Below are 21,521 nucleotides of genomic sequence, written 5' to 3' on the forward strand. Positions count from 1 at the left end.
GCAACTAGGGGAGATTGCACATGTACATGCTCGACGGGCTGTCACTGCTTCTGGCGGTGGCGTTGGCGGTTTACCTGCTGGTGGCGCTGCTGCGCGCCGATCGCGGCTGAGGGGCGACCATGCACAGTTACGATTACCTGCTGCTGCTGGCGTTCTTCGCCATCGTGCTGTTGCCGGCGCCCTGGCTCGGACGCTTCTACTACAAGGTGATGGAAGGCCAGCGTACTTGGCTGTCTCCCGTCCTCGGCCCGGTGGAGCGGGGCTGCTACCGCCTGGCCGGGGTGAACGCCGAACAGGAGCAGGGCTGGAAGCAGTACACCCTGGCGCTGCTGGCCTTCAACCTCGCGGGCTTCCTGCTGTTGTTCGCCGTGCTGCTGCTGCAAGGCTCGCTGCCACTGAACCCGCAGCACCTGCCGGGCCAGGAATGGTCGCTGGCGTTCAACACCGCGGTCAGCTTCATGACCAACACCAACTGGCAGGCTTACAGCGGTGAAGCCTCGGTCAGCTACCTGACGCAAATGATCGGCCTGACCGTGCAGAACTTCGTCAGTGCCGCCACCGGCCTGGCCGTGCTGGTCGCCCTGTGCCGGGGTATCGCCCGACGGTCTGCCAATACCCTGGGCAACTTCTGGGTCGACCTGACCCGCGCCACCCTCTACGGCCTGCTGCCGCTGTGCCTGCTGCTGGCATTGTTGCTGGTGTGGCAGGGCGTGCCGCAGACCTTCGCCGACTATGCCCACGCCATCACCCTGCAGGGCGCCGAGCAGACCATCCCGCTGGGCCCGGCCGCCAGCCAGATCGCCATCAAGCAGTTGGGCACCAACGGCGGTGGCTTCTTCGGCGTCAACTCGGCGCACCCGTTCGAGAACCCCACGGCCTGGAGCAACCTGTTCGAAGTGGCCTCGATCATCCTGATCCCGGTGGCCCTGGTATTCACCTTTGGCCACTATGTGAAGGACCTGCGCCAGAGCCGCGCGATCATCGCCTGCATGCTGGCGCTGTTCCTGATCGGCGGCAGCACCGCGCTGTGGTCGGAGCACCAGCCCAATCCGGCCCTGGAAAGCGCCCAGGTGCAACAAGGCGCGCCGCTGGAAGGCAAGGAAAGCCGTTTTGGCAGCACAGGTTCGGTGCTGTGGACGGTGACCACCACCTCGGCCTCCAACGGTTCGGTCAACGCCATGCACGACAGCCTCAACCCGCTGACCGGCATGGTGGCGATGGTCAACATGATGCTTGGCGAGGTGATCTTCGGCGGCGTCGGCGCCGGCCTCTACGGCATGCTGCTGTTCGTGCTGATCGCCGTGTTCCTGGCCGGCCTGATGATCGGTCGCACCCCGGAATACCTGGGCAAGAAGCTGCAAGCCCGTGAAGTGCAACTGCTGGTGGCGACCCTGCTGGTGATGCCGGTGGGCGTGCTGGTGCTCGGCGCCATCGCCGCCAGCCTGCCAGGGCCTGCCGGCGCGGTGACCAACCCCGGCGCCCACGGCTTCAGCCAACTGTTGTACGCCTACACCTCCGGTACCGCCAACAATGGCTCGGCCTTCGCCGGCTTCGGCGCCAACACCCCGTTCCACAACGTGATGATCGGCCTGGCCATGCTGATCGGCCGCTTCGGCTACATCCTGCCAGTGCTGGCCCTGGCCGGCAGCCTGGCGGCCAAGAAAAGCGCGCCGCAAGGCCTGAACAGCTTCCCCACCCATGGCCCGCTGTTCACCACGCTGCTGCTGGTGACCATCCTGCTGGTCGGTGGCCTGACCTTCCTGCCGACCCTGGCCCTGGGGCCGATTGCCGAACACCTGAGCCTGGGTTTCTGAGGGACACACCATGAACATGCCCATTCCCGAAGTGAAGGCGCGTCATAGCGCCAAGGACCAGACCCGTTTCGCCGCGCTGTGGCGCCCGGCGCTGGTGCAGGCTTTCGTCAAGCTCGACCCGCGTCAGCTCAAGCGCTCGCCGGTGATGCTGGTGGTGGCGCTGACCGCCGTATTGACCACCGTGCTGTGCTTCGCCCCCGGTAGCGGGGTGAGCACAGCCGTGGCGGTGCAGATCGCCCTCTGGCTGTGGTTCACCGTGCTGTTCGCCAACTTTGCCGAAGCCCTGGCCGAAGGGCGCGGCAAGGCCCGCGCCGACAGCCTCAAGGCTGGCAGCCAGGGCCTGACGGCCCAGCGGCGCAAGGCCGATGGCGGTTTCGAAACCGTGGCCGCCACGCAGTTGCGCAAGGACGATGTGGTGCGGGTAGTGGCCGGTGAGATGATCCCCGGCGACGGCGAGGTGCTCGAAGGCATCGCCGCGGTCAACGAGGCGGCCATCACCGGTGAGTCCGCCCCGGTGATCCGCGAGTCCGGCGGTGACCGCTCGGCCGTCACCGGCAACACCCGGCTGGTCTCCGACTGGCTGCTGATCCGCATCACCAGCAACCCCGGCGAATCGACCCTGGACCGCATGATTGCCCTGGTCGAAGGCGCCAAGCGGCAGAAGACCCCCAACGAGATCGCCCTGGACATCCTGCTGATCGGCCTGACCCTGATCTTCCTGATCGTGGTGGTGACCTTGCAGCCGTTCGCACGTTTCGCTGGCGGCGAGTTGCCGCTTATCTTCCTCGCCGCGCTGCTGGTGACGTTGATCCCCACCACCATCGGTGGCCTGTTGTCGGCCATTGGCATCGCCGGCATGGACCGCCTGGTGCGCCTGAACGTGATCGCCCGCTCTGGGCGCGCCGTGGAAGCGGCAGGCGACGTGCATACGCTGATGCTCGACAAGACCGGCACCATCACCTTCGGCAACCGTCGCTGCAGCGCCCTGCACGCAGCCTCCGGCGTGACTGCCAAGGAGCTGGGGGCCGGCGCCTTGCTCGCTTCGCTGGCCGATGACACTGCCGAGGGCAAGTCGATCGTCGAGTACCTGCGCCAGTTGCACGACTTCGCCGAACCTGCAAGCAATCAGTACCAAGCCATTGCCTTCAGCGCCGAGACGCGCCTGTCGGGCATCGATTTCCAGCAGCGCCGCTACCGCAAGGGCGCCGTCGACGCGGTGCTGGCTTTCTGTGGCCTGCAACGCCTGGAGCTGCCCACCGCCCTGGCCCGTGAAGTGGAACGCATCGCCCAGAGCGGCGGCACCCCGCTGCTGGTGTGCGTCGACAAGCACCTGCTCGGCGTGATCCACCTCAAGGACGTGGTCAAGCCCGGCATCCGCGAGCGCTTCGCCGAACTGCGCAAGCTCGGCATCCGCACCGTGATGGTTACCGGCGACAACCCACTGACCGCCGCCGCCATCGCCGCCGAGGCTGGGGTCGATGACGTGCTCGCCGAGGCCACCCCGGAGAAGAAGCTGGCGCGGATCCGCCAGGAGCAGAACGACGGCCGCCTGGTGGCCATGTGCGGCGATGGCGCCAACGACGCCCCGGCCCTGGCCCAGGCCGATGTCGGCATGGCCATGAACGACGGTACCCAGGCCGCCCGCGAGGCCGCCAACATGATCGATCTGGATAGCGACCCGACCAAGCTGCTGGATGTGGTGCAGGTGGGCAAGGAGCTGCTGGTCACCCGCGGCGCGCTGACCACCTTCTCCATTGCCAACGACGTGGCCAAGTACTTCGCCATCCTGCCGGCGCTGTTCGCCGCCATCTACCCGCAACTGGGCGTGCTCAACCTGATGCACCTGGCCAGCCCGCAGAGCGCGATCCTCTCGGCCATCGTGTTCAACGCGCTGATCATCATCGTGCTGATTCCCCTGGCGCTGCGCGGGGTGCGGGTACAGGCCGCCAGCGCCGCCCACTTGCTGCGGCGCAACCTGCTGATCTACGGCCTGGGCGGGATCCTCGTGCCGTTCGCCGGGATCAAGCTGATCGACATGCTGCTCACTGCGCTGCACCTGGTCTGAAGGAGAGACGAACATGACTGCATACGTACGCGCGGCCCTGAGCCTGGTCTTGCTGATGACCCTGGTCACCGGCGCCTTGTACCCGCTGGCGGTGACCGGCATCGCCCAGGTGGCCTTCCCCCAGCAGGCCAATGGCAGCCTGGTGCGCGATGACCGTGGCCAGGTACGCGGCTCGGCGCTGATCGCCCAGCAATTCAAGGGCGATGGCTGGTTCCAGTCGCGGCCTTCGGCCGGTGACTACGCCACCGTATCCAGCAGCGCGAGCAACCTGGCGCCGAGCAACCCGGCCCTGGCCGCGCGCGTCGACGACGCGGCCAGCGCGCTGTACCAGGCGCAGCAGGGGCCAGTGCCGCTGGCGCTGCTGACCACCTCGGGCAGCGGGCTGGACCCGCACCTGCCGCCGGACGCCATCGCCTATCAGCTGCCACGGGTGGCGGCGGCGCGGCAGGTGCCGGTCGAGCGCTTGCAAGTGCTGGTGAATGACGCCACCCTGCGGCCATTGGTCGGGCCGCCGGTGGTCAATGTACTGGCGCTGAACCAGGCGTTGGAGCGCCTGGCGCCGATTAGGTAGGAGCGGCCTTGCGTCGCGAAAGGGTCGCGCAGCGGCCCCAGGGTTCAAGTGTTGATACAAGGATCGCCGGGGCCGCTTTGCGGCCCTATCGCGACACAAGGCCGCTCCTACAGAAACTGAAAGGTTGCTGATAATTGCACCTGATTAAGGACTCAAACATGAGTGACTCCACCCGCGCCGACGCGCTGTTGGCCGGCCTGCCCCGCGAAGGCCGCGGCCGGCTCAAGGTGTTCCTCGGCGCCGCGCCCGGGGTCGGCAAGACCTTTTCCATGCTCCAGGCCGCCCACGCCCAGCAACGCCAGGGCGTGCAGGTGGTGGCGGGGGTGGTCGAGACCCACGGCCGCGCCGAGACCGAGGCCCTGCTCGGCGGGCTGACCCAACAACCCCTGCTGCGCAGCGAATACCGCGGCGTGATGCTCGAGGAAATGGACCTGGACGGCCTGCTCAAGGCCGCGCCACCGTTGGTGCTGGTGGACGAGCTGGCCCACAGCAATGCCCCCGGCAGCCGCCACGCCAAGCGCTGGCAGGATGTGCAGGAGCTGCTCGCCGCCGGTATCGACGTGTACACCACGGTCAACGTCCAGCACCTGGAAAGCCTCAACGACAAGGTGCGCGACATCACCGGCGTGCAAGTGCGCGAAACCCTGCCGGACTGGGTACTGCAGGAGGCTTTCGAGCTGGTGCTGATCGACCTGCCGCCACGCGAGCTGCTCGAACGTCTGCGCGAAGGCAAGGTCTACGTGCCCGAGCAGGCCCGTGCCGCCATCGATGCGTTTTTCTCCCAGACCAATCTCACCGCCCTGCGTGAACTGGCCATGCACACCGCTGCCGCCCAGGTCGATGCCGACCTTGCCAGCGGCTACCGCCAACGCGGCCAGGAAGCCCCGGCCCTGCGTGGCCGGTTACTGGTGGGCATCGATGGCGATGAGCAGGCCGAGCGGCTGGTGCGCCATGCCTGCCGCGTAGCCCAGCGCCGTCACCTGCCATGGAGCGCGGTGCATGTCGACAATGGTCGCCTACGTGACGAAGCCGCCCGTCATCGTCTGCAAGCTGCCCAGCAACTGGCTGAGCGCCTGGGTGGCGAGGTGGTGTTGCTGCGTGCTGGCGAGGTGGCGCGTACCTTGATCCAGCATGCCAGCGAGCGCCGCGCCAGCCTGGTGCTGGTGGGCCAGTCCCGCGACCTGCTGCGCCGACGCTTCTTCGGTGCCGGCGTGGCGACCCGTCTGCTGCGCGAAAGCCATGGCCTGGAAATCAACGTGCTCGACCGCGACGCCCAGCCGCAACCGCCGCGGGCGGCGGTCAAGCGCGTGTGGGTGTGGCGCCATTACCTGCTGGCGCTGCTGGCCACGCTGCTGGCCGCTGGCTTGTCGTGGGCGGTGTCCAGCGTGCTGGCGCTGCCCAATATCTCGCTGGTGTTCCTCGCCGCCGTGTTGCTGGTGGCGGTGCGCAGTAGCCTGGGCCCGGCGCTGGCCTGCGCGGCGCTGTCATTCCTGACCTACGATTTCCTGTTCATCCCACCGAATTTCTCGTTCAGCATCCAGCGCGAAGAAGACGTGCTGACCTTGGTGTTCTTCCTGCTGATGGCCGCGCTCACCGGCAACCTCGCCGCGCGTCAGCGCCGCCAGTTGCAAGCGCTGCGTGAAACCCAGGCGCAGACCAACCAGTTGCTCGACCTGTCGCGTCGGTTGACCGTGGCCACTGACCGCCAGGCAGTATTCAGCGCCGCCGGCCAGCACCTGGATGGCTGGCAGGACGTGCAGGTATGCCTGCTCGAGCGTAGCGCCGATGGCCTGCTGCAAGTGGCCAGCGGCGCTGCCCCGGCTTTCACCGACAACGAGCGCGCCGCCGCCGAATGGGCCTGGCAGCACGGCCAGGGCGCCGGTTTTGGCAGCGATACCTTGCCTCATGGCCGCTGGTGGTGGTGGCCGTTGGCGGTGGACGACCAGGCCCTGGCGCTGCTCGGCGTGCGCCCGCGCAGCGGCGAGCCGCTGACGGCCCAGCGCCGGCGCTTGCTGATGGCCCTGGCACAACCCCTGGCCCAGGCCTTGGCCCGCGCCCGCCTTGGCGAGCAGTTGGAAGCCGCGCGCCTGCACGGTGAAACCGAGCAACTGCGCAGCGCCTTGCTCGCCTCGGTGTCCCACGACCTGCGCACGCCGCTGACGGCGATGCGCGGCAGCATCGACAGCCTGCTGGCGCTGGGCGACGCCATCTCCCCGGATGACCGGCGCGAGTTGCTGGAGGGTACTCGCAACGAAGCCGAGCGCCTGGACCGCTACATCCAGAATCTGCTGGACATGACCCGCCTGGGCCACGGCAGCCTCAAGCTCGCGCGCGACTGGGTGGCCCCCGGCGATATCGTCGGCAGCGCGCTAAACCGCCTGCGCGTGGTGCTGGCGCCGCTGCGGGTGCATAGCGAAGTCCCCGGCGAACTGCCGTTGCTGTTCGTGCATGCAGCGTTGATCGAGCAGGCGCTGGTCAATGTGCTGGAAAACGCCGCGCGTTTCTCGCCCGCGCAAGGACGCCTGGTATTGCAGGTGCAGGTGCGCGACGAGCAGCTGTGCTTCGCCGTCAGTGACCAGGGGCCTGGCATTGCGCTGGAGGAGCGCGAGAAGATCTTCGACATGTTCTACACCGCCGCTCGGGGCGACCGTGGCGGGCAGGGCACCGGCCTGGGCCTGGCCATCTGCCAGGGCATGATCGGCGCCCATGGCGGGCACATCCTGGTGGGCGACGGCATCGATGGCCAGGGCACCTGCATCACTCTATGCTTGCCGCTGCCGACCCAACCCGCTAGCGAAAGTGAAACACCATGAGCCAAGCCGCCACCCTGCTGGTCATCGACGACGAGCCGCAGATTCGCAAGTTCCTGCGCATCAGCCTGGCGTCCCAGGGCTACAAGGTGATAGAGGCCGGCACCGGTAGCGAGGGCCTGGCCCAGGCGGCGCTGGGCAAGCCCGACCTGGTGGTGCTCGACCTCGGCCTGCCGGACATGGACGGCCAGCAGGTGCTGCGCGAGCTGCGTGAATGGAGCACGGTACCGGTGATGGTGCTGTCGGTGCGGGCCAGCGAGGTGCAGAAGGTCGATGCGCTGGATGGCGGGGCCAATGACTACGTGACCAAGCCGTTCGGCATCCAGGAGTTTCTGGCGCGGGTGCGGGCCTTGTTGCGCCAGGCGCCACAGGCGGGCGGGGTGGTCGCGACCGCGAGCTTCGGGCCGCTGGTGGTGGATTTTGCTTTTCGCAAGGTGACCCTGGACGGCGTCGAGGTGGCGCTGACGCGCAAGGAGTACGCACTGCTGGCGCAACTGGCCGGGCACCCGGGGCGGGTGATTACCCAGCAGCAGTTGCTCAAGGATATCTGGGGGCCGACCCATGTCGACGACACCCATTACCTGCGGATCGTGGTGGGGCACCTACGGCAGAAGCTGGGCGATGACCCCACGGCGCCACGGTTCATCATTACCGAAGCAGGGGTAGGGTATCGCCTGGTGACACCGGCCTGAGGTCACAAGGGCGCCGCGCATCCTGTAGGAGCGGCCTTGCGTCGCGAAAGGGCTGCGCAGCGGCCCCGGCGATCTACGCGGCGCAGCTGAAACCTGGGGCCGCTACGCGCCCCATCGCGACGCAAGGCCGCTCCTACAGGGGACGCGGTGTGTTTGTGGATCAGATATCCAGCTCCAGGGCCAGCAGCTCCTGCACGCTCTGGCGGCGGCGGATCATCCGCAGGTTGTCCTGCTCGATCAGAAACTCCGGCAGCAGCGGTCGGCTGTTGTAGTTCGACGACATCGAGGCACCATAGGCCCCAGCGTCGTGAATCACCAGCAGATCGCCCACCTTGGCCTGGGGCAGGTCCTGGGGCGTCAGCTCCTCGTCGTTCTGGGTGAACACATCACCGGACTCGCACAGCGGCCCGGCCACCACGGTCGGTTGCAGGGGGCGATTGACTGGGCGCCCCACGGCATCGAACAGGCTCATGCGGTGATAAGCACCATACATCGCCGGGCGCATCAGGTCGTTGAAGCCGGCATCGACCAGGATGTAGTGCTTGTCGCCCATCTGCTTGACGGCGCGCACCTCGGTCACCAGGTAGCCGCACTCGGCCACCAGGAAACGTCCCGGCTCGATCTCCATGCGCACGGGGTGGCCGAGCATCGCCTCGATCTCCGAGCGCGCCACCGCCCAGGTGCGGGCATAGCGCTGCAGGTCAACCGGCTGGTCGCCGTCGCGGTAGGGCGTGGACAGGCCGCCGCCGATGGAGAAGGCCTCGATGTCCATGCCCAGGCGGCCGATCAGTCCGACCATGGCGCTGGCCACCTGCTCCAGGTGCTGGTAGTCCACCCCCGAGCCGATATGCATGTGCACGCCCACCAGGTGCAGGCCGTACTGCTGCACGCAGGCCAGCGCCTCAGGCAGTTGCGCGTGCCAGATGCCGTGCTTGCTGTTTTCGCCGCCGGTGTTGGTCTTGCGGCTGTGGCCGTGGCCGAACCCAGGGTTGATGCGCAGCCACACGCGGTGGCCTGGGGAGTGCTCGCCCAACTGGCGGAGCATGTCGATGGAGCCGGCGTTGACCTCGATGCCGGTCTCGACCACCCGCGCCAGGGTCGGCTGGTCCAGTACATCGCAGGTCAGCACCACGCCTGCCGGTTCACCCCCCACCGAAGCCCCGGCGGCGAAGGCACGCTCCATTTCCCCCAGGGATACCGCGTCGAGCACCAGGCCGCGTTCGCGGATCAGGCGCAGCACGTGCAGGTTGGGGTTGGCCTTTTGCGCGAAGCGCACGGTGTCGAAGTGCTGCTTGAGCTGGTCGATGCGTTGGCCGATGGTCCGGGCATCGTAGGCCCAAAGCGGCGAGCCGTGCTGGCGGACGGCGTTGGCCAGGAGCGGGGCAGGGGTGGTCATGGTGGTGTTCCTTGTTTGGGATGCACCGATGGTGAGGCAATCATGCAATCCAGAAAAATATCTATTCTTGGCCTTGCTATTCATATTTGATATGTAGATCAATCGTTGTAGGCGCAGGCCTTGCCAGCGAACACCAGCGTAACCGCTGCCACCACAACCCGGAGCCAGCCGTGAAACTGTCCATCCGCCATATCGAAGTCTTCCGCGCGATCCTGACCGCTGGCAGCGTCACCGGCGCCGCGCGCCTGCTGTTCACCTCCCAACCCACCGTCAGCCGCGAGCTGGCGCGCATGGAGCAGGTCACCGGGCTGACTCTGTTCGCGCGCGAAGGCGGGCGCCTGGCCCCCACCGCCCAGGCCTTGCTGCTGATCGAGGAAGTCGAGCGTGCCTTCGTCGGCCTCGAGCGCATCGACCGTTTCGCCCAGGCCATCCGCAACTTCGAGCAGGGCCGGCTGGCCATCACCTGCCTGCCGCTGTTCTCGCAAACCCTGCTGCCCAAGGCCTGCCAGCGTTTCCACCAGCAGCACCGTGGTGTCAGTGTCAGCATCACCGCGCAGGAATCGCCGCTGCTGGAGGAATCGCTGGTCGCCCAGCAGCACGACCTGGGCTTGACCGAGGTCGAGCAGGTGCCACGGGGGGCGGTAGGCGAACTGCTGTTCAGTGCCGACATGGTCTGCGTGCTGCCCCAGGGGCATCCACTGCAAGCCAAGCCGGTACTGGCTCTAGGCGATTTCCACGAGGTCGACTTCATCAACCTGGCCAGCCTGGACACCTATCGACAACAGCTCGACCAGTACTTTCGCGCGGCCGGGGTGAACCGCCGCACGGTGATCGAGACCACCAGCGCGGCGTCGGTCTGCGCCATGGTCCGACAGGGCTTGGGGGTGGCGATCATCAACCCATTGAGTGGCCTGGACGCGGCGCACAGCGGGTTGGCGATGCGCCGTCTGGCACTGTCGGTACCGTATCGGGTGATGTTGATCCAGCCCGAGCACCGCCCGGCCTCGGTGGTGGTCGAGCCGTTTTGCCAGGCGTTGCGCGAGCAGGCGCGGGTTATAGCCACGGCGCTGGGCGCCTTGTAGGGATGGCCCGGGGATCATCCGTGGGGGCGGGCAAGCCACTCAGGGGGTGGCGCAGGTGATGACCGCTTCGCAGGTCACTGGGAAGTTCACCGAGTTGGCAATGAAACATTCATGGTGGGCCTGTTCATGCAGGTGCATGGCCAGGTCGATGTCCGACGCCTGGCTGACCACGATCCGGGGGCGTAGCACGACCTGGGTGAAATGGCCTTTGCGCGTGCTGCTACCTTCGACCATCCGCCCGTGCGGCTGGTCGAGGTATTCGAGCACGTTCACCTGGTTGACCGCACACAGGTGCAGGTACCACAACTTATGACAGGCCGAGAGCGAGGCGAGCAGCATGTCCTCGGGGTTCCAGCGGTGCTGGTCGCCACGGAACGCCGGGTCGGCGGAGCCGAGCAATGTGCGCTTGCCCGGCATGTCGACGGTGAAGTCACGTGTGTAGGCATCATAGCTGGCGGTGCCCTTGCCAGTATTGCCTACCCAGTTCACGGTGACGCTGTACTCATGTTCCTTCATGGTGGATCTCCCAGGCTTGGTAGGGCGAGGCGGGTGCGAGCAGAAATGTACTACAGCCGATCCTCGATATCAGCCGCTGGGTCGCCCACTCGAACAGTGCCATCAGGCAGGGCAGTTGAAAATGCGCGGTCATCCGTTCGACCGAGTCCCAATAGCCGGTGATGATCCAGGGGCCTTTCAAAGCGTCCGTGTAGGCGAGGGTATAGCGCTGGCAGCCCGAGGTGCGATTGAGCGTCTCCAGCAGGGCGCCCAGGCGTATCCGCAAAGCGGCCGTGGCGCCGGGGGTGGGCACGATTTCCACGGTATTGATTGCAACCAGGCCCATGCGCCCATCACTCCCTTGGTTACTTGGCCAATAGCCGGTCTGCCACCTTGAACGCTTCCTCCTGGCTGGCCGCCACGAACAGCGGATACCCCCAGAACGCTTCGAACGTTGGCCTGAAGGCACGCACGCAGGCCTGCCTGGCGGGATCTGGCTCGACATTGATCTGCCCCCTGACAAACGTACGCAGCGCGGTCTTGTGGCGTTTCATCCACAACGACAGTTGCTTGCGCTCTTCGTGGGCGTGCTCGCGCTCCTCGCGTTGTGCGCTGTCGGCATCGAGCAACACGAACGGCTCCTCGCGCAGCAGCAGTGCCTCGAAGGTGGCGAAGCCCTCGTCGGTGGTATCGATGCCGGCATTGCCGAGCTGCATCCAGACCAACGGGAAATAGGTGGTGTTCAACAACATGACGAGTCCTCCTGAAAACAAAGCGTCGACGACGCAGTGCCACGATAGCCAGGCCAGTGATGGACGTCATTGCGCAATTTAGTCATTCTATTTTTCATTCCGGCCATCGTTCAGGACCCCGCCGTGCAATCCAGCAGCGCCGCAGATCATCCACCTACGTGGGACATCGATGGCATGGCCCGCCAGGTCATCGCCCTCAATGCCTCCTCGGTCGGTAGCGACTGGGAACATGCGCCGCACCGGCACCGCAAGGCGCAGCTGATCTATTCGGTACGCGGGGTGCTCAACTGCGAAGTGGATGCCGGCGTGTGGATCGTGCCGCCGCAGTGCGCGCTGTGGATCCCCGGCGACCTGCTGCATGCGGTAAGGGGGTCGGGGCAGACTGAGTGCTATTGCCTGTTCGTCGAGCCGGACACCGTGGTTGGCCTGCCTGCGGTGTGCTGCACGCTGGCGGTGTCGCCGCTGTTGCGTGAGCTGCTGTTCAAGGCCAGCGGTTTCGAGGCGCTATACGCCGAGCACGGGCCACAGGCACGCTTGATTGCGACGCTGCTCGACGAGTTGTGCGCGGCTCCGGTCGAAGACCTGCACCTGCCACTGCCCAGCGACCGCCGCTTGCGCCAGTTGACCCAAGGGCTGTTGGCGCACCCGGCGAGCAAGCTCTCGGGCGCGCAGTGGGCGCGGCGCATCGGCATGAGCGAGCGCAGCATGAGTCGCTTGTTGTTGCAGGAGGTCGGCATGAGCTTTGGCCGTTGGCGTCGGCAATTGCACGTGATCCTGTCGCTGCAACGCTTGGCCAGGGGCGAAAGCGTGCAGACGGTGGCGTTGGAGCTGGGCTATGAAAGCGCCAGTGGCTTCGTCACCATGTTCCGCAAGGCCATGGGCAAGCCGCCGGCGCGCTATCTGCTGGAGCGCGGCGGCCCAGGGGAAGGCGAGACGGGGCGTATCATGCTGGCACCCTGAGCGACGCAGACGCCTGCGACACACTTTCCCCCTACCGTTCATCCCTGCAGTGGCACAAGGCCGCTCTGTTGATTGATGTTAGTATTTGAGAAGCATTAACATTAACTCCCTTGTTCTCAAATATAACATCCGTCAGGACTCCCGCCATGCCGTGCCGTTTCCCTTCTCGCCCAGCCCTGCTGGCGCTTTGCTGTACCGCCACCTTGATGGCGCAGGCTGCTGGGCCCATCCAGCTCGAGGCCACCGACGTCAATGCCGACGCGATCAAGCCAGGACCTTCCGCGTTGCCCGAGGCTTTTGCCGGGGGCCAGGTCGCCCGGGGCGGCCAGATGGGCGTGCTGGGCAACCAGGATTACATGGACGTGCCGTTCACCATGACCAGCTATACCTCCAAACTGATCGAGGACCAGCAGGCCGAGGACATCGGCGATGTGCTGGCCAACGACCCGTCGGTGCGCGAGTCGTTCGGCTTCGGCAACCAGTCAAAGGTCTTCGTGATCCGTGGCCTGCCGCTCAGTGGCGATGACATTGCCTTCAACGGGCTGTACGGCATCCTGCCGCGGCAGATCATGTCCACCGACGGGGTGGAGCGGGTCGAGGTGTTCAAGGGGCCCAATGCCTTCCTTAACGGCGTGAGCCCCACCGGCAGCGGCCTGGGCGGCAACGTCAACCTGCAATCCAAGCGCGCCGGCGATACCCCGACCCGTCGCTACACCCAGGACATCAGCAGCGATGGGCGCATCGGCGAGCACCTGGACATTGGCCAGCGCTTCGGCGAGGACAACCGCTTCGGCGCGCGGCTGAACCTCAGCCAACGCGAAGGCGAAACCGCTGTCGATGATCAGGACCAACGCACCAAGCTGTTTATTGCCGGGCTGGATTACCAGGGCGATGGCTTTCGTGTGTCCTCCGACTTCGGCTACCAGAAACAGCGCATCAATCACTTGCGCAATTCCGTGCGCCCAGGCAGCGCCACCCGGGTGCCCACCGCCCCGGACGCCAGCCACAACTATGGCCAGGCCTGGACCTACAGCGAATCGGAAGACACTTTCGGCATGATCCGTGGCGAATGGGACCTGAGCGATAGCTGGACCGCCTACCTGGCTGGCGGCGCGCGCCACACCCGCGAGCACGGCACCTACGGCACGCCGGTGCTGGTGGGCAACAGTGGCCAGGCCACCCTCGGCGGCTCGGATATCGTCCACGGCGAGGACAACAGCAGCTTCAGCGCCGGGCTCAATGGCCGCCTGCAGACCGGCCCGGTCAGCCACCAGATCGCGCTGGGCGCCAACACCCTGTGGACCCAGGCGGAAAACGCCTACACCTTCTATCGCTCGACGCCTGGCAACAGCAATATCTACAACACCGGCAAGCTACCCCGGCCCAGCGACGTCAGCATGACCGGTGGCGACATGGGTGATCCCGGCGTGACCGGCAAGACCCGCAACCGCAGCATCGCGATTTCCGACACGCTGGGCCTGTTCGACGACCGACTGCTGCTGACCTATGGTGTGCGCCGTCAGCAGTTGCGTGTGGAGAACTATTTCTACGACGGCACCACGCCAAACAGTGTTACCAACCCCTCGAAGGATGGCAGCCGCAATGGTCCTGCCTACGACAAGGGCGTGACCACGCCGGTCTACGGCATCGTGTTCAAGGCCAGCGACAGCGTTTCGCTGTACGCCAACCGCATCGAAGGCCTGGCCCAGGGGCCGAGCGCCCCGGCCAATACCCTGAACGCCGGCACCCTGTTCCCGCCAGGGCGCACCAAGCAGCTCGAGGCTGGCATCAAGTTCGACAAGCAGAGCTACGGCGCCAACCTGGCCGTGTTCCGCATCGAGAAACCGTCCGATGGCTACACCTTGGGCAACCTGTTCGTCCGCGATGGCGAGCAGGTCAACAAGGGCATTGAGCTGAGCGTGTTCGGCGAGCCCATCGACGGCCTGCGCCTGATGGCCGGTGGCACCCGCATGAGCTCGGAGCAGAAGAAAACCTTGAATGGCACCAACGACGGCAACCACGCCATCGGCGTGCCGACCTTCCTGCTCAACGCCAGCGTGGACTGGGATGTCCCCGGCGTGCCGGGCCTGGCGCTCAATGCGCGCATGCTGCGCACCGGTGGACAGTTCGTCGACGCCGCCAACAACCTTAGCCTGCCGACCTGGAACCGCTTCGATGCCGGGGCGCGCTACAAACTGAAGGTGGCCGAGAAGGACCTGACCTTGCGGGTGAACGTTGAGAACCTCACCGACAAGAACTACTGGGCCTCGGCCAATGGCGGCTACATGACCCAAGGTGATCCACGGCTGGTGAAGTTCTCGGGCACTATCGATTTCTGAGGTCCTGCCGACGCGTACCGGTGTGGCCGGTGCCTTGCGCTGCGTTGTCTGCCTCGCTTGCAAGCTGCCCCCTTCGGGCATTGCACGGCGCAGCGAAAGAGTTCTGATCCATGCTCACATGTGAGACTTGCGCAGGTCACAAACCAGGCGTAACGTGCCTCACATGTGAGACAAGGACTCTTCCTCGATGGCCGGCAAGAAAAGCTCCACCGACTACATGCGCGACATGCGCGCCCGGCTCAAGGCCGCGGGCCTGGTCAAGCGCGAGCTGTGGATCCTGCCGGAGCACGCGGCCGCCCTGCGCGGTATCGAGAAAGCATTACGCCAGCCCCACGCGGGCAACCAGGTCAGAACGGAGGATTTCATGACCGAGCACAACCACTGGACGATCGAATCGCTGCACGGCGCCCTGCAGGGTCTGGACGAGGTGCGTGACGGGTCGATCGGCCTGTCCCTGCAACAGGGCGCCGAGCCCAGCCTCAAGCTGGTGATGAACGAACTGGACGGCCTGCCGCTGTACATCGCCGTGGCTGGTGAGCAGATCTTGGTCGACACGCTGCTGGTGGAAGCCAGCCAGGTAAAAGACCGTGCTGCATTCAACGATGCGGTGCTGCGCACCCGCGACGTGTTCCCGCTGTCGTCCATCGGCCTGCACACACTGCCGTCGGGCGAGTCGGTGTACACCATGTTCGGCGCCCTGAGCGCGGCTTCGTCGCTGGACAACATCGCCCAGGAGATCCACACCCTGGCCGACAACGTCATCACCGCCGCCGAAGACTTCGAAGACTACTTCACCCGCTGATTGCCCGGAGATTCACCATGAGCCTGTTGAAAAAGATCGTTACCGCCCTGCGTGGTGGTGCTTCGGAAGTCGGTGAGGCCATCGTCGATTCCCAAGCCCTGCGCATCCTCGACCAGGAGATCCGCGACGCCGACAACAACCTGATCGACGCGCGCAACCAACTGGTCAAGATCATGGCCAAGCAAAAGACCGCGCAGCAGCGCATCGGCGAGTTCGACAAGACCATCGGCGATTGGGAACAGAAAGCCATTGCCGCCCTGGACAAGGGTGAAGACGGCCTGGCCCATGAGTGTGCGGCACGTATCGCCGAGCTGACCAACCAGCGTGACAGCGAGCAGGCGCTGGCCGACCAGTTCGGCGCGTCGGTCGCCACGCTGACCGCCACCGTGAGCAAGACCGAAGCGCAGATCAAGAGCCTCAAGCAGCAGGTCGACCTGGTCAAGGCCCGCGAGAGCGTGCAACGCGCCCAGGTGAGCGCGGCGTCGGCCACCGGCGGCGCCAATGGCAGCCTGGAGACCGCGGTCGGTTCGCTGGACCGTATCAAGAAGCGCCAGAGCGAGCGCGCGGCTGAGCTGGAAGCGGCGGCGGAACTGGCCAGCAAGGCCGATGGCAGCGACCTCGAGGCGCGCTTGAAGGCGGCCGGTATCGGTGCCAGCAACAGCGGCGCCGACGATGTGCTGGCGCGCTTGAAGGCCAAGGCGGCCAAGCCGGCGCAGTGATCCGTTGATCGGACCGGCCTATCGTGGGCCCCGCGATGGAGCCGGCCCGGCTGGCGCAAAACCCTGCTGCAGGCCCGTTGGCGGGGCACACGAAAAGCAGTATCGTGTCGCCCCCGCCAAAGGACTGCCGCGACCCAAGGGACTTTCAATGTCGCTTTCCCCCCACAGGCCCTGCCTGTTTGCTAGCGGCCAAACCTTGGCAGCTGTCCCGTCATCCCCTCAGCCAGGAGATACCCCGTGGGTTGGTTGAAACGCTTCATGGGCTTCGAAGCCCCCAAGCCGGCCGCCAGCGGCCAGCGAGCCGCCGGCAACCTGCCGTTCGGCCTGGGCAGCGGGCGCATGCTCAAGCTCGACCCTTCGCTCAAGTTGCTGCTCGATGGCCATAGCGAACTGGAAGTACCCGAACAGGAAGTGGTCTGGGCCGTCGGTGAAGTCGACCTCGGCCAGTCGGTGCGCCTGGCGCGCTTCTACATGGAAGACGAGGACTACTGGCTGCAGGTGGTGATGAACGGCGCGAGCGCCGACGATGTACGCGATATCATCCTGTTCGGCTACTACAGCGTGGTGCCGGTCACCAGCGACGCCGAGCTCAAACGCCTGGTCGGCCCCGAGTCGAACATTGGCCTGCCGTACTACGAGCACGAAGGCTACGAGTTCGTCCGCCAATGGGGCAGCGAAGAAGGCCAGACCGAGCTGACCCCGATCAGCGAATGGGTCAGCAGCCCGGAAACCAGCTACCGCATCCAGCACCTGTCGATGCTGTATGCCCGCGAGACCGGCTTGACCGAGCGCCGCGAATTCCTCCTGTTGTCGGTGGAGGAAGACGAGGAGGGCAATGTCAGCCTGACCACTTCGGTGGGTGTCACCCTGCAATCAACGGACTTCAACGTCATCTGACAAGGATTCACCATGCTCGACGCGCTTCGCATGTCGCTCAACGCCCAGGCCGTGATCGGCTTCATCCTCTACATCAGCGTGGCGCTGGTGCTGTTCTGGTTGTTCCAGTTCATCTACACGCACCTCACCCCGCACCGCGAGTTCGCCCTGATCCGTGACAACAACAGTGCCGCGGCCATCGCCCTGGGCGGCGCGCTGATCGGCTTCTCGCTGCCAGCCAGCAACATCATCGCCTACAGCGTCAGCCTGCTCGACTTCGTGGTCTGGGTGGTGATCGCCGCGGTGGTGCAGTTGCTCGCCTTTGCCCTCACCAGCCTGGTGCTCAAGGGCCTGGCCAGCCGCATCGCCAAGGGCGAGATGGCTGCCGCGATCTACGCCGCCGCCGTGGCGATCAGCGTGGGCTTCCTCAACTCGGCCTGCATGACCCCGTCGGTCTGAGCCGTCCGCGCGCAAGGAGCCATTCATGAGACGCAGTTCCGTCAAGCTGGTGCTGGCCAGTTCCCTGCCGCTGGCGCTCACCGCGTGCAGCGCGCCGGAGGAAACCTACACGGTCAGCAAGCGCAGCAACTACACCACCGTCCAGGCCTGTGTCGATGACAAGGTGCCGGTGGACGTGTGTTCCGATGCCTACATGCAGGCGCTGGCCGACCACCGCCGCGTCGCCCCGACCTATGCCGACAAAACCGCCTGCGAGGCCGACTTCGTGCCGGACTACTGCCAGGTCACCAGCGATGGCCGCTACATGCCACGCCTGGGCGGTTTCGAACTGGCGGTGTCGGGCGAGGTGAGCCAAGCCCAGGTCGATGCCGCTCGCGCCCAGGTCGAAAGCAGCGGCCAAGCCAGCAGTGGCGGCAGCAACTTCAACGGCCTGCTCACCGGCCTGCTGCTTGGCCAGGTGCTCAGCGACGGCAACCGCCAGTACTACTCGCAGCCGGTCTACCAGTACCGTGACAGCAGCGGCGGCTACCGCAGCACCACCCTTGGCCAGCAGATCGACCAGGGCAAGCGCTTCGAACGCTCCGACCAGGCCCAACAAAGTGGCGGCAGCTACGGCAGCTACTACTCCGGCAGCACCAGCGGGCGCACCTACAAGTCCAGCACTTCGACCCGCTCCAGCGTGTCCTCGTCGATCTCCCGCGGCGGCTTCGGCAGCCAGGCCACCGCGCGCAGTGGCTGGGGCGGCAAGAGCAGCGGCGGCTTCAGCTTCGGTGGTTGAGCATGCGCAAGATCCTCTGCGACGAACGTCCGGACTGGCGTGCCACCGCCGAGCGTGAAGGCTTCGCCTTCCACACCATCGACGGCGAGCGCTACTGGGACGAGCGTGGTTACTACCAGTTCAGTGAGGCCCAGGTCAGCCGTGACCTGGAGGCGCCCACCCAGGAGCTGCACGCGATGTGCCTGGACGCGGTGGCGCGCATTGTCGACAGCGAAGCGTTGATGACCCGCCTGGCGATTCCGCCAGCGTTTTTCGACCTGGTGCGTCGTTCGTGGAAGGAGGGGCATCCGCACCTCTACGGGCGTTTCGACTTCAGCTACGACGGCACGGGCCCGGCCAAGTTGATCGAGGCCAACTACGACACGCCGACCTCGCTGTACGAGGCGGCGGCGTTCCAGCTGATCTGGCTTGAGCAGCAGATCGAGCGCGGTGTGCTGCCGGCCCATGCCAGCCAGTTCAACACCCTGGCTGAAGACCTGGTGCGGGCTTTTGCCGCCTTGGAATGTGAAAGCCCGTTCTACTTCTCGGCCATCGGCGGCTCGATCGAGGACCGCGGCACCACGGATTTCCTGCGCAAGATGGCCGGGCACGTGGGTATCAGCACCCGACATATCGACCTGGAGGATATCGGTCTGAACCACGAGGGGCGTTTCGTCGATCTCGACGGGCGGCCGATCCCGCGCCTGTTCAAGCTGCACGCCTGGGAGCACATCTTCCACGAGGATTTCGGCCAGGCCATCGCCGGGTGCGACACCCAGTTCGTGGAACCGGCGTGGAAGGCGCTGATCTCCAACAAAGGCATCCTGCCGCTGTTGTGGGAGTGGCACCAAGGGCACCCGAACCTGCTGCCGGCGTTCCTCGACGCAGACCCGCGCCGCCCGGTGCCCAAGGGCTGGGTGCGCAAGCCGTACTTCTCCCGCGAGGGGGCCAACGTGGATATCCGCACCGTCGACGACCAGCGGGTGTTCGAGGATGGGCCCTACGACGATGCGCCCTACATCCTGCAGGGCTTTGCCCCCTTGCCGAAGTTCGGCGACAGCTACACGCTGATTGGTGCCTGGGTCATTGGCGACCTGGCTTCGGGGATCGGTATTCGCGAGGACGACACGCTGATCACCAAGGACAGCTCGCGCTTCCTGCCCCACGTGGTGGTGGACTGAGCGCGATCAGCTGGGCTTATACAGGGTAAGGAGATATCACTTTTCCTCACCCTCATGGGGCATCAGCATGGCGCTTTTCAGCCCGTGCGAGATGCCCGATGCAACCTGTCATGCCATCCATCGACCCTGCCATCTTCAACTTGGCCCCCGGCTTCCGGGCGCTGAGCATCACCGTGCAGGCGGCACCGATCCGTCATCCGGAGGTCGCCGGCCAGGCATTGGCCAGTGCCTGCGCCGCCGTCGTGGCAGGCCAGCCGGCCTGGGCCGACGCCCACCTGCAGGCCTGGGCCGAGGTGTTCCGCGGTTTCGGCGCCAAACCCCAGCGTACTCCCTGTTCGGCCGAAGCCTTGCGCAAGCGCGTGCTGCGCGATGGCGCGCTGCCGGCCCTCGACCCGCTGGTCGATCTGTACAACGCCATCAGCCTGGCCTATGCGGTGCCGGTCGGCGGCGAGAACCTGCAGGCCTATGTCGGCGTGCCGCGCTTGGTGCTGGCCGACGGCAGCGAGTGCTTCGACACCTTCAAGGAGGGCGCGCTGGTGCAAGAAGCGCCCGCGGCCGGGGAGGTGGTCTGGCGTGATGACGCCGGAGTTACCTGCCGGCGCTGGAACTGGCGCCAAGGTGTGCGCACCCGGCTGGACGCCCAGGCGCGGCAGATGTGGTTCGTCCTCGAAAGCCTGCCGGCGATGCCGTTGGCGGCACTGGAAGAGGCGGGCAACCGGCTGTCGGAGGGGCTGCACCGGATGATGCCAGGGGCTGGGGTGATCCAGCGCCTTGTCGATGGCCCTGAGGGGTGAACCACTACATGTTGTGTTGACCTTGCCGCTCTTGATCTATATCTTGTGTCCCGCTTTCGTTGGGGACACAGTATGTTGTGTTTTTTGTTTTTCTTAACACTAGATATGGTGTTTTCCTCTGGTAAAGCCCTCATCCGAAACGCGGCACGTTTCGGTATAAAAGCTGACTCTGAAGTCGGTTTTTCAGGTCCAGGAAGGAAGATCGCATGAACAACACGAACCCATCCCCCGCAAACCCACCGGCCGGCACCCCGCGCCGAGGGCTCGATATGGCGGAGCAGGTTGCCGCGCCAACCCCCGTGGCTGGAGAACCCGTTGCCGTGGATGAGCGAGATCTTGGCTTTGAAGAGAGAGAAGAACCTCTTCGCGACCCGGGTGATCGAGTACCAGGCCGGCGCTGCGCTGTCGTGGGATTGATGGCGAGCACGCAGGGGAGAGGCCGATGAACCGGATAAAGACGCCCTGCATCGGCTTGTGTTCGACGGTGTATGGCGATGCGGTGTGCCGTGGCTGCAAGCGCTACGATGACGAGATCATCGCCTGGAACGGCTACGACGAAGCGCGCAAGGGTGCGGTGATGCAGCGGCTCGATGGCTGGTTGGCGCAGGCCATGCGGGACCGGTGCGAGGTGGTCGATGTCGAGCGCCTGCTGGCCGGCGCCAAGGTGTTGGGGGTGCATGGCGGCTCGCGTGCCTTCGTGCATCATTGCGCCTATGAGGTGATCCGGCGCGGTGCCAGGGTCATCACGGCGCTTGAGGATTATGGTATTCGCTTGCTGCCTGCGGTGGCGTCGTTGCCATTGGACGAACTCAGGGACCTGCTGGACCAGGCTGTCTTCCAAATGGCGGTGCAGGCATCAACGGCATAGGGGCGCTCCAGCGTGTCGCCGGGTTCGCCAGCAAGCTGGCTCCTACAGGTATTGCAGGTCGCGATCGGCGTAGGAGCCGGCTTGCCGGC

General features: G+C 65.8%; 21 protein-coding genes and 1 pseudogene. 18 read left to right on the top strand and 4 right to left on the bottom strand.

Annotated features, from left to right (window positions below; all coding sequences use genetic code 11):
• Nucleotides 1–20 precede the first annotated feature (20 nt).
• The 6 genes from kdpF (at nucleotide 21) to E3U47_RS06085 (ending at nucleotide 7,952) form a co-directional block, all read left to right on the top strand.
• Nucleotides 21–110 carry a K(+)-transporting ATPase subunit F gene (kdpF, locus tag E3U47_RS06060; RefSeq protein WP_011534724.1) on the top strand — a complete coding sequence of 30 codons (90 nt, stop codon included), beginning with the start codon at nucleotides 21–23 and terminating at the stop codon, nucleotides 108–110.
• A 9-nt stretch (nucleotides 111–119) separates the two neighbouring features.
• Nucleotides 120–1,814 carry a potassium-transporting ATPase subunit KdpA gene (kdpA, locus tag E3U47_RS06065; RefSeq protein ID WP_134690097.1) on the top strand — a complete coding sequence of 565 codons (1,695 nt, stop codon included), beginning with the start codon at nucleotides 120–122 and terminating at the stop codon, nucleotides 1,812–1,814.
• Between the two features lie 10 nt (nucleotides 1,815–1,824).
• The gene (kdpB, locus tag E3U47_RS06070) at nucleotides 1,825–3,879 is read left to right on the top strand and encodes a potassium-transporting ATPase subunit KdpB (RefSeq protein ID WP_134690098.1); all 2,055 of its coding nucleotides are present in this window, start codon (nucleotides 1,825–1,827) and stop codon (nucleotides 3,877–3,879) included.
• Nucleotides 3,880–3,892: 13 nt separating this feature from the next.
• Nucleotides 3,893–4,450 (top strand): potassium-transporting ATPase subunit KdpC, encoded by a 558-nt coding sequence (gene kdpC / locus E3U47_RS06075; RefSeq protein ID WP_134690099.1) that lies wholly within the window; start codon nucleotides 3,893–3,895, stop codon nucleotides 4,448–4,450.
• Between the two features lie 158 nt (nucleotides 4,451–4,608).
• On the top strand, nucleotides 4,609–7,263 hold the full coding sequence (locus E3U47_RS06080; protein ID WP_134690100.1) for a sensor histidine kinase KdpD: 2,655 nt from the start codon (nucleotides 4,609–4,611) through the stop codon (nucleotides 7,261–7,263).
• Nucleotides 7,260–7,952, top strand: coding sequence for a response regulator (locus E3U47_RS06085; RefSeq protein ID WP_134690101.1), 693 nt, complete (start codon nucleotides 7,260–7,262; stop codon nucleotides 7,950–7,952). The genes E3U47_RS06080 and E3U47_RS06085 overlap by 4 nt, the downstream gene beginning before the upstream one ends.
• Before the next feature lie 160 nt (nucleotides 7,953–8,112).
• Here E3U47_RS06085 and lysA read toward each other — a convergent pair whose 3' ends face one another.
• A complete protein-coding gene (gene lysA / locus E3U47_RS06090; RefSeq protein WP_134690102.1) occupies nucleotides 8,113–9,348 on the bottom strand; it encodes a diaminopimelate decarboxylase in 1,236 nt (411 codons plus the stop codon).
• Nucleotides 9,349–9,518: 170 nt separating this feature from the next.
• On the opposite strand from lysA, the gene E3U47_RS06095 reads away from it, so the two are divergent.
• The gene (locus E3U47_RS06095) at nucleotides 9,519–10,430 is read left to right on the top strand and encodes a LysR family transcriptional regulator (RefSeq protein ID WP_134690103.1); all 912 of its coding nucleotides are present in this window, start codon (nucleotides 9,519–9,521) and stop codon (nucleotides 10,428–10,430) included.
• Nucleotides 10,431–10,469: 39 nt separating this feature from the next.
• Here E3U47_RS06095 and E3U47_RS06100 read toward each other — a convergent pair whose 3' ends face one another.
• Genes E3U47_RS06100 through E3U47_RS06110 form a run of 3 tightly spaced genes read right to left on the bottom strand, consistent with a single transcriptional unit; the run spans nucleotide 10,470 to nucleotide 11,677 of the window.
• Complete coding sequence (locus E3U47_RS06100) at nucleotides 10,470–10,946, bottom strand: OsmC family protein (RefSeq protein WP_134690104.1); 477 nt, start codon at nucleotides 10,944–10,946, stop codon at nucleotides 10,470–10,472.
• Nucleotides 10,933–11,271, bottom strand: coding sequence for an antibiotic biosynthesis monooxygenase (locus tag E3U47_RS06105; RefSeq protein ID WP_134690105.1), 339 nt, complete (start codon nucleotides 11,269–11,271; stop codon nucleotides 10,933–10,935). Before E3U47_RS06105 ends, E3U47_RS06100 begins: the two co-directional genes overlap by 14 nt.
• Nucleotides 11,272–11,290: 19 nt before the next feature.
• Nucleotides 11,291–11,677, bottom strand: a complete 387-nt coding sequence (locus E3U47_RS06110; protein WP_134690106.1) for a hypothetical protein — start codon at nucleotides 11,675–11,677, stop codon at nucleotides 11,291–11,293.
• A gap of 123 nt (nucleotides 11,678–11,800) precedes the next feature.
• Between E3U47_RS06110 and E3U47_RS06115 the strand changes: the two genes are divergently transcribed.
• From E3U47_RS06115 to E3U47_RS06165, 11 genes and pseudogenes are all read left to right on the top strand, one after another.
• Nucleotides 11,801–12,637, top strand: a complete 837-nt coding sequence (locus E3U47_RS06115) for a helix-turn-helix transcriptional regulator (RefSeq protein WP_372239485.1) — start codon at nucleotides 11,801–11,803, stop codon at nucleotides 12,635–12,637.
• Between the two features lie 146 nt (nucleotides 12,638–12,783).
• The gene (locus tag E3U47_RS06120) at nucleotides 12,784–14,976 is read left to right on the top strand and encodes a TonB-dependent siderophore receptor (protein ID WP_134690107.1); all 2,193 of its coding nucleotides are present in this window, start codon (nucleotides 12,784–12,786) and stop codon (nucleotides 14,974–14,976) included.
• Nucleotides 14,977–15,163: 187 nt separating this feature from the next.
• Complete coding sequence (locus E3U47_RS06125) at nucleotides 15,164–15,778, top strand: YjfI family protein (RefSeq protein ID WP_134690108.1); 615 nt, start codon at nucleotides 15,164–15,166, stop codon at nucleotides 15,776–15,778.
• 17 nt (nucleotides 15,779–15,795) lie between these two features.
• Nucleotides 15,796–16,497 (top strand): PspA/IM30 family protein, encoded by a 702-nt coding sequence (locus tag E3U47_RS06130; protein ID WP_134690109.1) that lies wholly within the window; start codon nucleotides 15,796–15,798, stop codon nucleotides 16,495–16,497.
• A 237-nt stretch (nucleotides 16,498–16,734) separates the two neighbouring features.
• Complete coding sequence (locus E3U47_RS06135) at nucleotides 16,735–17,394, top strand: DUF2491 family protein (RefSeq protein WP_167659441.1); 660 nt, start codon at nucleotides 16,735–16,737, stop codon at nucleotides 17,392–17,394.
• A gap of 12 nt (nucleotides 17,395–17,406) precedes the next feature.
• Nucleotides 17,407–17,832 carry a DUF350 domain-containing protein gene (locus tag E3U47_RS06140; RefSeq protein WP_134690110.1) on the top strand — a complete coding sequence of 142 codons (426 nt, stop codon included), beginning with the start codon at nucleotides 17,407–17,409 and terminating at the stop codon, nucleotides 17,830–17,832.
• 25 nt (nucleotides 17,833–17,857) lie between these two features.
• Nucleotides 17,858–18,610, top strand: coding sequence for a DUF1190 domain-containing protein (locus E3U47_RS06145; RefSeq protein WP_134690111.1), 753 nt, complete (start codon nucleotides 17,858–17,860; stop codon nucleotides 18,608–18,610).
• A gap of 2 nt (nucleotides 18,611–18,612) precedes the next feature.
• Nucleotides 18,613–19,770, top strand: a complete 1,158-nt coding sequence (locus E3U47_RS06150) for a glutathionylspermidine synthase family protein (protein ID WP_134690112.1) — start codon at nucleotides 18,613–18,615, stop codon at nucleotides 19,768–19,770.
• Nucleotides 19,771–19,868: 98 nt separating this feature from the next.
• Nucleotides 19,869–20,564 (top strand): B3/4 domain-containing protein, encoded by a 696-nt coding sequence (locus E3U47_RS06155; protein WP_134690113.1) that lies wholly within the window; start codon nucleotides 19,869–19,871, stop codon nucleotides 20,562–20,564.
• A 303-nt stretch (nucleotides 20,565–20,867) separates the two neighbouring features.
• Nucleotides 20,868–20,981 (top strand): annotated as a pseudogene (locus E3U47_RS25190) (hypothetical protein); the annotation flags it as partial.
• Between the two features lie 25 nt (nucleotides 20,982–21,006).
• On the top strand, nucleotides 21,007–21,432 hold the full coding sequence (locus tag E3U47_RS06165) for a DUF1289 domain-containing protein (RefSeq protein ID WP_134690114.1): 426 nt from the start codon (nucleotides 21,007–21,009) through the stop codon (nucleotides 21,430–21,432).
• Nucleotides 21,433–21,521 lie beyond the last annotated feature (89 nt).

Source organism: Pseudomonas sp. RIT623, from assembly GCF_004519305.1.
Classification (GTDB): domain Bacteria; phylum Pseudomonadota; class Gammaproteobacteria; order Pseudomonadales; family Pseudomonadaceae; genus Aquipseudomonas.

Coding starts and splice junctions, on each gene's coding strand:
- E3U47_RS06140 (WP_134690110.1), top strand. CDS start 17,407: ATGCTCGACGCGCTTCGCATGTCGCTCAACGCCCAGGCCGTGATCGGC.
- kdpA (WP_134690097.1), top strand. CDS start 120: ATGCACAGTTACGATTACCTGCTGCTGCTGGCGTTCTTCGCCATCGTG.
- E3U47_RS06085 (WP_134690101.1), top strand. CDS start 7,260: ATGAGCCAAGCCGCCACCCTGCTGGTCATCGACGACGAGCCGCAGATT.
- E3U47_RS06145 (WP_134690111.1), top strand. CDS start 17,858: ATGAGACGCAGTTCCGTCAAGCTGGTGCTGGCCAGTTCCCTGCCGCTG.
- E3U47_RS06080 (WP_134690100.1), top strand. CDS start 4,609: ATGAGTGACTCCACCCGCGCCGACGCGCTGTTGGCCGGCCTGCCCCGC.
- E3U47_RS06110 (WP_134690106.1), bottom strand. CDS start 11,677: ATGTTGTTGAACACCACCTATTTCCCGTTGGTCTGGATGCAGCTCGGC.
- kdpF (WP_011534724.1), top strand. CDS start 21: ATGTACATGCTCGACGGGCTGTCACTGCTTCTGGCGGTGGCGTTGGCG.
- lysA (WP_134690102.1), bottom strand. CDS start 9,348: ATGACCACCCCTGCCCCGCTCCTGGCCAACGCCGTCCGCCAGCACGGC.
- E3U47_RS06130 (WP_134690109.1), top strand. CDS start 15,796: ATGAGCCTGTTGAAAAAGATCGTTACCGCCCTGCGTGGTGGTGCTTCG.
- E3U47_RS06105 (WP_134690105.1), bottom strand. CDS start 11,271: ATGGGCCTGGTTGCAATCAATACCGTGGAAATCGTGCCCACCCCCGGC.
- kdpB (WP_134690098.1), top strand. CDS start 1,825: ATGAACATGCCCATTCCCGAAGTGAAGGCGCGTCATAGCGCCAAGGAC.
- E3U47_RS06125 (WP_134690108.1), top strand. CDS start 15,164: ATGGCCGGCAAGAAAAGCTCCACCGACTACATGCGCGACATGCGCGCC.
- E3U47_RS06165 (WP_134690114.1), top strand. CDS start 21,007: ATGAACCGGATAAAGACGCCCTGCATCGGCTTGTGTTCGACGGTGTAT.
- E3U47_RS06155 (WP_134690113.1), top strand. CDS start 19,869: ATGCAACCTGTCATGCCATCCATCGACCCTGCCATCTTCAACTTGGCC.
- kdpC (WP_134690099.1), top strand. CDS start 3,893: ATGACTGCATACGTACGCGCGGCCCTGAGCCTGGTCTTGCTGATGACC.
- E3U47_RS06100 (WP_134690104.1), bottom strand. CDS start 10,946: ATGAAGGAACATGAGTACAGCGTCACCGTGAACTGGGTAGGCAATACT.
- E3U47_RS06120 (WP_134690107.1), top strand. CDS start 12,784: ATGCCGTGCCGTTTCCCTTCTCGCCCAGCCCTGCTGGCGCTTTGCTGT.
- E3U47_RS06150 (WP_134690112.1), top strand. CDS start 18,613: ATGCGCAAGATCCTCTGCGACGAACGTCCGGACTGGCGTGCCACCGCC.